Origin of the sequence: Gilliamella sp. wkB18 (genome assembly GCF_001690875.1) — a bacterium.
GTDB classification, from domain to species: Bacteria; Pseudomonadota; Gammaproteobacteria; order Enterobacterales; family Orbaceae; genus Gilliamella; species Gilliamella apicola_A.
This window is the reverse complement of the sequence record NZ_LZHM01000027.1, coordinates 1-12,076: the sequence shown is the minus strand read 5'-3', so window position 1 is coordinate 12,076 and position 12,076 is coordinate 1. Positions and strand designations below refer to the sequence as shown.

Annotated in this window: 18 protein-coding genes; 2 read left to right on the top strand and 16 right to left on the bottom strand. The window is 38.7% G+C overall.

Going from position 1 to position 12,076, the window contains the following annotated elements; all coding sequences use genetic code 11:
- Positions 1-8 precede the first annotated feature (8 nt).
- The 13 genes from A9G48_RS01700 to A9G48_RS01645 all read right to left on the bottom strand — a co-directional run bounded on the left by A9G48_RS01700 (position 9) and on the right by A9G48_RS01645 (position 10,295).
- A complete protein-coding gene (locus tag A9G48_RS01700; RefSeq protein WP_065575713.1) occupies positions 9-1,520 on the bottom strand; it encodes a DUF3383 domain-containing protein in 1,512 nt (503 codons plus the stop codon).
- Positions 1,521-1,522: 2 nt separating this feature from the next.
- On the bottom strand, positions 1,523-1,954 hold the full coding sequence (locus tag A9G48_RS01695) for a phage neck terminator protein (protein ID WP_141670339.1): 432 nt from the start codon (positions 1,952-1,954) through the stop codon (positions 1,523-1,525).
- Complete coding sequence (locus A9G48_RS11315; RefSeq protein WP_141672936.1) at positions 1,941-2,267, bottom strand: hypothetical protein; 327 nt, start codon at positions 2,265-2,267, stop codon at positions 1,941-1,943. The genes A9G48_RS01695 and A9G48_RS11315 overlap by 14 nt, the downstream gene beginning before the upstream one ends.
- Positions 2,257-2,724 carry a hypothetical protein gene (locus A9G48_RS01690; protein WP_065575712.1) on the bottom strand — a complete coding sequence of 156 codons (468 nt, stop codon included), beginning with the start codon at positions 2,722-2,724 and terminating at the stop codon, positions 2,257-2,259. Before A9G48_RS01690 ends, A9G48_RS11315 begins: the two co-directional genes overlap by 11 nt.
- Positions 2,721-3,098, bottom strand: coding sequence for a DUF4054 domain-containing protein (locus A9G48_RS01685; RefSeq protein WP_065575711.1), 378 nt, complete (start codon positions 3,096-3,098; stop codon positions 2,721-2,723). Before A9G48_RS01685 ends, A9G48_RS01690 begins: the two co-directional genes overlap by 4 nt.
- Positions 3,099-3,113: 15 nt before the next feature.
- Positions 3,114-4,070 (bottom strand): major capsid family protein, encoded by a 957-nt coding sequence (locus A9G48_RS01680; RefSeq protein WP_065575710.1) that lies wholly within the window; start codon positions 4,068-4,070, stop codon positions 3,114-3,116.
- Positions 4,070-4,570 carry a structural cement protein Gp24 gene (locus A9G48_RS01675; protein ID WP_065569038.1) on the bottom strand — a complete coding sequence of 167 codons (501 nt, stop codon included), beginning with the start codon at positions 4,568-4,570 and terminating at the stop codon, positions 4,070-4,072. The genes A9G48_RS01680 and A9G48_RS01675 overlap by 1 nt, the downstream gene beginning before the upstream one ends.
- 1 nt (position 4,571) lies before the next feature.
- Complete coding sequence (locus A9G48_RS01670) at positions 4,572-5,711, bottom strand: DUF2213 domain-containing protein (protein ID WP_065575709.1); 1,140 nt, start codon at positions 5,709-5,711, stop codon at positions 4,572-4,574.
- A 61-nt stretch (positions 5,712-5,772) separates the two neighbouring features.
- Complete coding sequence (locus A9G48_RS01665; protein ID WP_065575708.1) at positions 5,773-6,612, bottom strand: phage head morphogenesis protein; 840 nt, start codon at positions 6,610-6,612, stop codon at positions 5,773-5,775.
- The gene (locus A9G48_RS01660; RefSeq protein WP_065575707.1) at positions 6,569-7,837 is read right to left on the bottom strand and encodes a phage portal protein; all 1,269 of its coding nucleotides are present in this window, start codon (positions 7,835-7,837) and stop codon (positions 6,569-6,571) included. The genes A9G48_RS01665 and A9G48_RS01660 overlap by 44 nt, the downstream gene beginning before the upstream one ends.
- Entirely contained in the window at positions 7,834-9,060 is a 1,227-nt protein-coding gene (locus A9G48_RS01655) for a PBSX family phage terminase large subunit (protein ID WP_065575706.1), read from the bottom strand. The genes A9G48_RS01660 and A9G48_RS01655 overlap by 4 nt, the downstream gene beginning before the upstream one ends.
- Before the next feature lie 5 nt (positions 9,061-9,065).
- A complete protein-coding gene (locus A9G48_RS01650) occupies positions 9,066-9,461 on the bottom strand; it encodes a DNA-packaging protein (protein ID WP_065575705.1) in 396 nt (131 codons plus the stop codon).
- Between the two features lie 15 nt (positions 9,462-9,476).
- Positions 9,477-10,295: a DNA adenine methylase gene (locus A9G48_RS01645; protein WP_065575704.1), complete on the bottom strand. Its 819-nt coding sequence runs from the start codon at positions 10,293-10,295 to the stop codon at positions 9,477-9,479.
- Positions 10,296-10,439: 144 nt separating this feature from the next.
- Between A9G48_RS01645 and A9G48_RS01640 the strand changes: the two genes are divergently transcribed.
- Positions 10,440-10,676, top strand: a complete 237-nt coding sequence (locus A9G48_RS01640; protein WP_065575703.1) for a hypothetical protein — start codon at positions 10,440-10,442, stop codon at positions 10,674-10,676.
- Positions 10,663-10,962, top strand: coding sequence for an Aca2/YdiL-like domain-containing protein (locus A9G48_RS01635; RefSeq protein WP_065575702.1), 300 nt, complete (start codon positions 10,663-10,665; stop codon positions 10,960-10,962). The genes A9G48_RS01640 and A9G48_RS01635 overlap by 14 nt, the downstream gene beginning before the upstream one ends.
- Before the next feature lie 220 nt (positions 10,963-11,182).
- Here the strand turns inward: A9G48_RS01635 and lysC are convergent, their stop codons facing one another.
- From lysC to A9G48_RS01625, 3 genes are all read right to left on the bottom strand, one after another.
- On the bottom strand, positions 11,183-11,413 hold the full coding sequence (lysC, locus tag A9G48_RS12090; RefSeq protein WP_442903330.1) for an Rz1-like lysis system protein LysC: 231 nt from the start codon (positions 11,411-11,413) through the stop codon (positions 11,183-11,185).
- Positions 11,310-11,678, bottom strand: a complete 369-nt coding sequence (locus A9G48_RS01630) for a DUF2570 domain-containing protein (RefSeq protein ID WP_065575701.1) — start codon at positions 11,676-11,678, stop codon at positions 11,310-11,312. Before A9G48_RS01630 ends, lysC begins: the two co-directional genes overlap by 104 nt.
- Before the next feature lie 67 nt (positions 11,679-11,745).
- A partial coding sequence (locus tag A9G48_RS01625; protein ID WP_141672934.1) for a lysozyme occupies positions 11,746-12,076 on the bottom strand: 331 nt, incomplete at its 5' end.

Below are 12,076 nucleotides of genomic sequence, written 5' to 3'. Positions count from 1 at the left end.
ATAAAATCCTATCGGTTGAATTGAACAATGATATCGACACTATGACCTGCGCCAGCAAGTTTAAGTGCGCAATTAATTGGCATCATTTTGCGAGCTTCTCTATCTGCTGTATCTTGCATATCGAATGAATCAGAATAGAAATAGTAACCGTTAATTTGATCGCCGTACGATAGTTCGCCAAGATCGCCCAATGTCCATTTACCCAGCCCCAAGAATCCATTATTAATGAATTGTTCACCGATAACTTTTATCGAGCTGATTAGAATTTGCTGACCGCGATCAGTTTGTGGAATTTTGGTTGGTTGACCCTGTAACGTATTGAACGCCTGAACCTGCACGGCATTAATAAACGCATCTAACCCTGTTGTTTCATCAATAAACGTACCACCGATCATAACACCCTCAGCTAACATGTTTACACCCGCATAGTCGGTATAAAAGTTAATACCTAGGCGTCGGCATTTTGTTGCCTCGTTGATAGTAATTCTATCGTCTGATGTGACGCTAACCTCCTGTTTGAATTTAACGGTTTTAGCCGTGTTTACCCCCGTCCAAACGGTTGTCAATGCAATACCCATTAACTCAGCGGCAGCATGCGTATTCCCCTTATTGTTATACTGAACCATTAGACGACCGCTATTACGCTTTGATAGCGTTTTAAGCACGTTATTATCAGTATATTCAATGTTAGCAGGTCGGGTTTCTGTGTACGCCATGACTTTAGCATTTTCGACGCCCTGAGCGACAATCCAGTCATGAGCTTCAACTAATTCAGCATCAGTAATTGTGTTAGCAAAATAAACGCCGTACCAGTTTTGGTATTGATTTTGTAATTTACTAAGTGCTTCGGCTGGTGTTTCTTTATTGTAGGTGATCGCATCTTCACCGTTAATTAGCGCGCTTCTTCCATCAATCAGATTAGTCATGCTACCGACATAAGTACCATCTAATTGCGCATCAAATACATAACCAAAATTAGCGCCTTTACCCTCGGTATTTGCTGATAGGATGAATCGACTACCTACAGCGTCATAAACAAAATTAACACCAATATCAGCTAGTTTTGCATTAACGATATTTGCTACATCTTGCATGCCTGAAACAGTAGAAAAATCTAGCTCTTTAACATCGATTTTTGCATCACCAAAATAGAATGACAGATAACCGTCCGTAATATTTTTAAATTGAATATATGAAACTGCTAACGCTGAACCGTTAATTTTTGAACTAATTACTGATGATGTGAAATTTTCTTTCATATATCTAGCAATTAACGCGGTTTTTGGTTTTGGTCGTGCTGAAAATAACGCAGAAGCCGCACGGTAGGCATCTGAATTAGTGCCAAACAATGACGCTACACTGTTAACATCTGAAACAACGACGTAGCGAGTGTCTGGATTTGTAAATTCGTCGCACATCTCACTTGTGAAAATAGCAACAACACTCAAATCACGTTTTTGTGCACCTCTCGGCGATTGTTGTAGAGTAACATCTACAATTTGACTAATTGGTAAACTCATTATTACCCCTTCTCTAAATTAAATTTTACTGTATCGCCACGGTCTACTTGAGCCTTGACGATTGGATTAATTGAAAATGTAAGATCGACCTGCGCACGCTGCTCTTTACCGCCTGCGATAGCTGTCGGCAGACTTCGAATTTGTGAGCATTTTAGATACCCCATACCTAAGCGTCTCAATCGCTGCCAAACCGCTGTTAATCGCATTGATTCAGTGAGTTTACACAGCATATCGTACGAATTGTTACCGTAAGCATTGATTGAGATAGTAACCTCTCTGAGAGTTGACGCTATCTCCTCTTCATCTGTACCATTAAATTTAACCTCAGTACCAATATCTGACTGATACGCATTTAATACTGTGATAAATTTATCTAGATTTGAAACATCCTGCATATTGTTAGCATCAAATACTAGCTCCTCAGGTAACGTCAAAACCTCCGCTATCATGCGCTTGACTTCCGTCATATCGAGTCGCGAGACAGTCGTAATAGCCATAATCACTCCATATTGATTCTGAAATAATGCGGAATCGCATATTATGATGTTGAAATAACATTCCGTTAGTTAGCCGTGTACGCGAAAAAATACGAACTGTAGGGTTGTATCTATCTCCCTCGGGCAATATTTGCAAATCATCATTGCTAGCAGGTTGAATTATGCAGATAATATCCCCCGCCGATTCAAAATTAACTTTAGTAGCAAAAAACGGATCTCTTAAAAAATGCGATATTAATTCACGATTCATTTTCTCTTATCTCATAAGTTATTGATGCTCGAAGTTGTCCCGTGTCTATAAGCGGTTTGCTTGATTTCTTGCGCTTTGCTGTTTCTTCTTTATTTACCACAAAATCGCCATCAGTTATTTTCTCAACGATTTTAACTTGCAAATAAGCACCCACTTCAGCTAAAGCATCATGCGCAGATTTTTTACCTTTTAAAAACTCAGCAACACGAGATTTACCAAGTCTTCCCACGTTTTCAGCTTCTTCTGACGCTGTGGACCGCATAAAAGAACGTTCTGGAATACCTTTTTCTGGCGCTCCGAATTCATGAATAACACCGAGCTCAGCATTGGTTATACCAGTCGATCCTTTTCGTGAGTTTTCATTACTCGGAATACCGACAACTAATTGAATACGGTTTAGTCGCTCAGCTCGCTTCATAGCTTCTTTTAGTTGTTTTACGATTTCTAATTCACTCATCCGATAACTCCGATTGGAGTTATTAAACGACGCAAGCGTAGATATTCTTGACCGTATGAAGTTGAAGTTAAGTCGTAGTCGCTGGGATTGCCTGATGATGTGTTTTGCGATGTGTAACCGATTGATAAACCGTCTGCGGACTTGCTCGATACTGATTTAAAGTTTTCGCCATTATTGAAAATAACGTTATCGTCTAAATCCCGATTTAAAAAGCCTTTGATAGCTAATCTGTGTGCCGTGTAAGCAAACAAGCCAGGGTTGTATAGCTTACCCCATACTTTTTCATTCACTACAAGCGCACTGCTTTCTAAAAAATGCTTGATTGTACTATCATCGACTTTTGAAAATTCGGGGTATTCATTGCGAAAGTTCATAAATACCCCTTATTTTTAGGATTTATAATCTACATACTGCGCAGATTTAGGCTCTTTCCACATCACACCGGTGAACGCCGAACGATAGCCGCTTTGATATGAGAGTAAATCCTTTCTCATCACTTCTAAGATTTCTGGCATGTGCACTTTCATTTCAAGATAGTCTTCGTCATGAGAATAAATAGCTAATCGAGATTTATTTTTATTTATCTGTTTAGCATATTGAGCAGGCACTTTAACGAAGTTGATATTAAAGCTCTCATTTTGTGATGCTTTACGTAACGCAGCCATTACGCGATCCATTGCCGCAATTGGTAGTAAATCAGTACCTACAATTTGAGGGTTCGGATCGAACTTTTGCATAGCTGTCATAAAATCGGCAGCGTCCATCGCTATATGTGTTGGTTGGATTGTGTAGTTTGAGCGTGACCACACTTTATCGTATGCGCTGAGAATCATTTTAACAAATTCCTCAGATGACATATCGGCTAATGTTTTGCCTGACGTGTCATTATGCACGTCAACCTGTAAGCCAGTTAATAAACCCTCTTGCCCTGTTTTTTGTTCGTGACCAACATATCCAGCATATTGAATTGTCGCCACGGCATTAGCGTACAAATCATTCTGTTTCTTGGCAGGTAAATTAATACCTAATTTTTGCGCTTTCTCAATTTCTTGTTGAGTGTACACAAGACCTTTAGCCCATTGAACTACTGGTGATTTTTTCGCCTCAATGGTGCTGTCAATTGTTTCAAGTGATGTGGTTTTAATACCAATCACGCCGTTTTTAACAGACCCACGAACTTCAGTAACACCGTACTCCCATTCTTCGATTGCAAAGTCCAGTCCCTCGGTAACGGGTACAGCTTGACCGATATTGATTTCTGGTAGTTCTTTTTCTTGTAACTGTTTATCACGCTCTAACAGTTGTTCTGTGATAACGTCACTATAATCTACATTTTCATATGCCATTATGCTTTAGCTCCTCTTGTTGCAACCTTAACCGATTGCGCATAACCTAATGTAATTGCTGCGCAGTGATTACCATTGCTGACACGTTCAACCCAATAACCTAAATCAATATTACCTGCGGCAACATTTGTAATTTTTCCTGCATCGTCACCTGTAGGCACGATATAAACACGCTCACCACGTTTTAACTCGATATCATTTACTGCTAGCGCAACAACTGAATCACCGTGAGAAAAGTGTCCAATATTGATCTGGCGATTATTCGGATGTTTGTCACCGTAAATATCTCGGACGACAATCCCGTGAATTAAATCATCAGTCGAACCGATTGCCTTGATACCACCCTCAGCATTTACTGCCACGAATGTACCGCACAATAAATCTTTACCCGTTAAATTTTCTTCGCCCCAGACTTTACTGTCCGAGCTAGATACACGGTAAATAGAACCGGGTTGCATTGTCCCCTGTTCTGAATCCCAACTTGTAAAACTGTAACCCATATTATTTGCCTCCTAATCGTTTGCTTGCTGATTTTGCAGGTGCTTCTTTGCTGTCATTAAGCAAACTTGAAACAACCTTGTTTTTCTTTGCGCTGGTAGCTGCTAAACCTGCATAAGCGGCTCTAATTTCTGTATCAGTTAATTTTGCCGCTTGCTCTTTTGTGTAAATGCCGTGATCAACTAACACGCCAACACGAACATCACGACCACTTTTAGCATCGTCTAGCTTCACTTTCGGGAATCGTGCCTTAGCATCATTCATCACGCTAGCCTTGTCTTTTTCAGCTTCCAGTTCTTCAACGCGCGCCTTTTGTTCATCACGCTCTTTTTTAACCTGTTCAAGCTCTGCCGTTAACGCAGCAATTCGGGCGTTCTTATCATCTTCGCCTGCTGTTGGTTCTTCATCGTTCAAAGCTTCAAGTTTTGCTTTTAGCTCATCGATTTGTTTTTGAAGTTCATCAGCCTTGGCTTTTGATTCTTCATCTTCTTTACCTTGAACTTCTTCCAGTTGTTTTGTGAGTTCATCAATCATTTTATTGATTTCCTCTTTTGACAACTCCCCTTCCGCATCATTTAGACGTTTACGAAACGAATCGATTAATGCGAGTAATTTATTTTTTTTAGGCATTAAATTTGCTCCTATTTTTGGTTTACTATCGTTTAATCTGCAATCTGAGCCAGCGCGACCTTCGGCAACGATAGCGACATGATTGATCTTGATATTTTTGTGATAAAACTTACCGCTAACCTCTTGAATATCAGCAGGTTCATAACCAACAGATAATTCACGAATATCCTTGTTTTTGAGTAACTCAATTGCTGACGCATCTTGAATATACGCATCGCATACAATGTAATTACCTTCTGCTCTTGGATTTTGAACATGACCAACTGTTTTATTTTTCCAGTCAGTAGCATCAACCGATTTTTTGTCTGGGTGTGTAATTGTGATCGGCATACCGTCAATTGATTTAAGCGTGTCGGGTTTGCTGAGTTCATCAATTGTTCTGTTAACATCAACAAGCCTATTCGCTCTGCTATCAGTTAATCCAATTTCATGCCCGTAGTACTGCAAAACAGTACCTTTTGTAATTCTTGCGGTTGTTTTTAGGTAGCCCTGCGGTGTTATTTCCCAAGCCATAAAACCCTCTTTTAGACGTAAATAATCCTACTCAGTTAGAGCATTGAATGATTAATTTTGATTAGAATTTAATATACGGAATAGCTAAACATCGGCACTGAAAGTCTTCGCCACATTTGCCGATATACCCACCAATTGACTTACGCTTTTTCCATGTTTTACCCTCATCATCTGAATAGACTGTTGGGTCTGAATACTTGCATAACATGTTATTTAAAACTAAATGCGATTCACGTTCCCGTGCGTCGCCTGCGCCTTTCCACTTGTAGACATCAAAACCTAGCTTTTTGTTGCGCTCTTCTTCAAAATCGGCGTTGATTTTGGCTGTTTGGTCTCTTGCAATGAGTTTTGCACGAGAGTACGAGACATTGCCTCTTGCACGAATTTCATTGATTAGCTCGCCATGTCTGAAGCCCTTTTTGTAGTTTGTGAAAACATTTGAACCAATGTCATTAATAAAGTCATTTTTGATTGATGTTATTAGCTCGACATTTTGCTGAATAGCTACTGCTAACGTATCGCCCAAAATTTCTTTTTCGATAATGCTTGAGAGGTCAACATCAAAAGCATTTTTAAAATTTCGAGTAAATTGTGTCTTGTTCTGATAGTGAACTTTACTCACGAATCGAGTGGCCAGTAATTTAGCCCGTTCCTCAATGCGCTCGCCAGCAATTGACGCTAGCACCTCGATTAAAGAGTTAATGTAATCATCATCACTAATTGCGACAGCGTCAACCAGGTTCTTTTTACTCAGCGCATCGGTAATTCGGTTTATCATCGCTCGAATAAAATCAGCTAGCGCATCACGATAATAAACTTCGGCGCGCTTGCTGGGCGTTGTGGGCGGCAAAAACCTATCACGCCCCTGTAGCGAATTCTTCAGTAGAGAATAAATCTCCATCGTTCAAATCCTCCTCGGTCGTATTGATTAGGAGTTTACGCGCGATTAACTCGGTTTGTGCCACTTTATCAGGAATAATATTAGCAGTAACCAAAGCAGAAAAAGCGCTAGCAAATTGACCAAATCTGGCGGCTTCCTTGTCTGCATTGACAACTTTGATTGACGGATATTCAAACGTTAGTCCGTGATTTGGCATCATTTTATCGAGAATGAATTTATCGATAAATTCTTGAGCAGGTCGCAATCGGCTTTCTTGTAGTGCATTGATTGTACCGTGGTACGATTCTAAGTCTTCTTCACCAGTCGAAAATCCGCTCGCAGATAGTCCAAATAACACGGTAATCGGTCTATCTAGCGCACCTGCGGTAACAGTAATGAGTTTTGTTAAGACATCAGACAAACCGCCGTATGTTGCTGTTTTTTGCTCCCAACGACCTTGCGCTTCACTATTACCCGCATCAAGCGCAATAGCATTCATTGAAGATTTAGTATGATTAATTAGATTGATGAACTTTCTAATATCATCTTCCTTACCTTGAGCCACTTTTGCTATCAAGTCAGGAATGAATAAAACATCAACATTACTATCTTGAATAATATCGCCAATACATGTAATTGTTGTATCAAATAAGCGGATAGCATTGTATTTGTTTTGCAAGTCAGATATGCCGAATTGATTTCTATCTGTCAGTTTTGATTTACCTAGCTTTAATCTGTGACAGCGTGAATGATGAACCTTATTATTTTTTCCAATTGTGTAGTGAATCGGTTTACCGAAATTCGCTGATTTCAAATCATCATCAATATTGCTGTCAGGATTAAACTCACCTTTAGTCAACACAATAAAGCGTTGAATATCCTCAATAGCTGATAATGGTTGTGACATATCATCAGCATCAGTAATGGCGACAATTAACGCATCACCAAGCAATGAGCCAAACGCCAAAAATTTTTCTTTTATCTCGTTTAGCTTTAATCGATTTTCTTTTTCGATAACGAGTTTTAACAGATTTTCATCATAATCACCGCTAAAAACCCTTGGTAATTTGAGCATATCATCCGCTGTTTTATCGATGTATTTACCAGTTAACCAAGAGCTGCTATACATATTTAACAGCTGTCGGTCAGATATTTTTTTACTTGAATATCTAACAGAATCGTTTTTATTACCCAGCGATGTATACAGGCTCTCTACTGAATCAGTAATATAATTTGCTTGTGTCATAATACATCCAAAATTGATAATTTATTTTTAATGTAACCATCTAATGAGTATCGGATGGCATCCCAGCAATGATTGTTTTTATCCTCAATGATTGGCAGCACCTCACCCGTCATCCTATCGGTTTTATAGCTATATAGCCGCGCTTCAGTTGCGGTGTGTTTACATCGGGGATGAATAATAATTTTTTTAAACCCTCGCAGATATGCGATACCGTCCTCGACGCTGCCCTGCCATTTTTTCGCTGCTGAGATATTGAAGCTCTTGCGCTTGATGTGACTGATAGTCTCTGGTCTTGAACAGTCCGCTTTAATCGTCCATCTTCTTGACTCTGGCACTGAATCGTAAAAAGAACCCATCTCGTCGAGTTCGATATTAACGCCGTACGCTTCATATTCGATGTACAGACAATCGTTCAAAATAAATGAGCGGATTAATGTGTTCGGGTCATTAGCAAAGCCGAAATCTGCACCAAATAATAAACGCTCTGCTTGTTTATGTAGATTGTCATCAAATTCTTCAACGACATATCGACCACTCAAAACTTGTTTATCTGAATTTTCGAGATATGCTCCTTCCCAAATCCAAGCGTATGATGCGTAATCTAGTCTGGTTAGATCATTTAATCGCTCTTGCTCTAATACATCAGGGAAAAATGGATTATCGTTATAATTCATCTCAACGATGATTGCATTATCAGGCGGGTTTTGTCTGAATCTTACATCTGTCGGGCTTCCCTCTGTTTCGGGGTTCCATGTAACCCAAATTTCGGAGTTAGTCTCACGAACCGTAGGGGTTAACTTGCGCCATGCGATTTCTGATACGTTTTCCGCTTCGTCAACCCAACATAGTAATATGCGTGCTTTTGATTTAATACTGTCGAGATTATGACGTAAACCACAAAACACATAGCTAACTAATCCGTTTTTGGTCCTGATATAGTTTTGTCCAATATCGTAGTAATCAGCTAGCCAGTCAACTGAGCGAATGGCTTGCTTTACTTCTTCCATGCTTGAATCAGCTAGCGAGTTCATAAACTCACGGGCGCACAGTATTACACCGCTTACTCCCGCTTCAGCAAATTGATAGCCTTTAATTGCCGTCATTAATGCAAATGAACGAGTTTTAGCACTACCTCGACCGCCGTACGCTCCTCGATACCTGACATTTTCAGCCACAAACACAGATATCAATTTTTTAGGTAACTGTATTTGTGCTGTTGTCATAGTGATTACTCTTTCGGTGTGACTAACTCTATTCGTGTTGGTTTTGGTGACATCGAGCCATCTGATGACTGGTGATCGATTTCTTGTTTTTCGCTATAACCGTGGTTAGATAGCATTAGCTTAGTGATTGTTGGATTGAATGAGCTAGTTAGCCCACCATTTATTAGCTTATTCTCTTGTAACGTTTTAATTGCTTCTAGCGTGTCGGAAAACTCTTTGTTTTGTTTTGCATACTCATACATTGATGACTTGTGCTTACCAAGATAACAAGCAAGACCTGCAACACTTGGCACTACATCCCCAAATGTTTCATAGTCCCCAAGCAAGTATTCTTTAGCCTTAATTAAGCATTCAGCTAGTTCACTTGGGCGACCCACTTTTTTCTTTTCTGTGTTTTTCATGCGCCTCCCTATAAATCAGCAATTTCTTATGATTAAAAAATCTTTATATGATGATAATCTGGCGACTTGGTTTTTAGTTTCAAATATTTCACATCCATTAAATATATCGCTGAATGTGCAATTATCATTATTAACCATTTCAACGATTTCACTTTTATCGCTAGTGAAATACATAAAGGGTGGTTTCATTAGTTCAAATAACTTTAATTGATCTAATAGCCCAAAATAGGTGCCTTTGCGGTACCCTTGCCGGGTGTTGATGTAGGGTGGATCTAGCAAATATAACACATTGCCAGTGAATTCTGTCTGCATCAATTCAATAAACGATAAATGTGTAGTTTCAACACCCTCTAGGTAGCCATCGCAATTGAGCGGCGTTACTGTTACCCTGTTATATAGCGAACTTCTCTCTAAATCAGCCATAGAATGCGCCACATTAGCACCTGAAAATGTCAAGTAACTTGTCAGAGAGACAAAATCCAGATACGTTTTTTGAGAATACAAGTAATTAATTATTCTCAATTTTGTATTCCCTTCTATCTTTTCTTTTATCTTATACCCAGACACTAATGACAATAAATCTTTTCTGATTTCCTCTGTTTTGCCGATGTTAGCAAGTCGTTCCGTGTAGTTATCATAATCGTTATATATTACCCTTGCGTTTCTGCAGGCATATTTAGCATTGTGAGATAACAGCCCTGAACCGCCGAATACATCAACTATTGTCCAGCCTGATCCGTCACCACATAATTTTTTTATTTGTTCATTAAATAGTTTTATAAAGTTTCGTTTTTGCCCCTGAAAAGGTAGTGGGGCTTTATTGTATTTCTTCAAATCAAAATCCTATAAATAATTAACCTCTCAGAAAGAGATTTTTTAAAAATAAATTAAAAAAACATTGACTTTATGTCGTAAACGCGACATAATACTTACATAGATTCGGAACTGGTTCGAATCAATCCTAAAGGGGACATAAAAATGATCAATCAAGTTAAATTAAATCAAGTTTTCCAAGCTCACTGCCACAGTAATGCGGATCTAATCTGCAAATATCGAGTTATTAAAATCACTGCTAAACGAGTTGTTTTACAACATTTACAAATTGATGATGATGTCATTAACGTTAAAGTATCACCGTACAACCTGGCAGAATTGGTCTTGATTGGTAAATATACAAACCTATATCCAACTGGAGAAATTTATGAATCACACTGAATTAAAAGCGCTTCGGCGCTTCTTCTTTCTTGATATTGTAGACGCAGCAAATTTAATAGCAGGCGTATCAGCTAGAACTTGGCAAAGGTACGAAAAAGGCACTGTCACAATACATAAAGATGTTGTTGAAAAAATAAATAAATTAAAGCAAGAAAGAAAAGAGATTCTTAAAAAGCTGTCTGCCGGTGAAGTTGTAAATATAAACGTTACAGCGGAGCGCAACGAGCAAGAACTAACAAAAATATTAATTTCATCAGTGAGCGCAGAATTAATAGCTAAATCATAAACAATTCAAAAATGGCAGCCGCCAACATGATTATTGAACGGTAGATTAGTCATTTTGGATAATGCTTGATAAAAAGGCTGTTGTTGTTAATTTTGTTAATTGCCGTGTGATGGCAAATTTCAGATATAAAAAAACCGCAATTAAGCGGTTTGATTAAATATGCAGTTATTTTTTATAACTGCCCGAGAATTTTTATAGTTTATGCGGTAAAATTGAATAGTTATTTACTAATCTCTCTTATAGCTTGTTTATCCGCATTACACTTCTCAATAACATTTAGCAAATGCTCGTTATATCTGAGACTATCGCCAAACGTCATTTTTTGAGGTGGTAAATTCGGCAGACAATCACTTAATAGATTGGCTGGTATCGGTCGGTTGACGTAAACCTTTCGCTCTGTTGTACAAGCCGTTAGAAACAGACACGGGCACAAACTGATTAGCACAGTCATTATTTTTGAGTTGCTCATTGATTTGCTCCTGCCTTTCGATAGATTTATTTTCTAACTCACGCTTACTTTGCTCGTTATCAGCTATGATTTGATTGTTTTTAGCGATATTCTGCTCTAACTGTTCGATTTTTCCGAACAGTTCAGCTTTATCTTTTTGTAGCTGTTTCTTCTCTTGATAATTGTTGTAACCGAAATGGACAGCAAAGACAAAGCCGATAATGATTAATGCCGTGTTCGCTATATTTACTTTAGACAATTTGAACATGATGAATCACTCAATAATAACGACACAAATAAAAACCAACCCCAACCGTTGACATCATTAACAGCCATTATTGAAGCAATGATGAAGCATAAGATAGACATAACGCTTTCTCCTTTTCTCGCCTGATTACTAAGCCATTCAGTACTTTACCGCCTGCTTTATTCCATTTCGGAAACTCATTACAAGCTGCTTTATAATCACCGTTGTTCAGATGTTTATACATCGTTGATTTCTTCATGTTTGAACAACCGCAATTAAACGTAATCGACGTCACAGCATCAAAAACAGGTTGAGGCAAATGAAAACCATTAGCGTAGCGATTGACACACCGCTCCGCAGTTTTGATATCACCAACCCAACGCTCCGCTATTTCCTCGTCTGTGTAAGCTTTTTGCTGA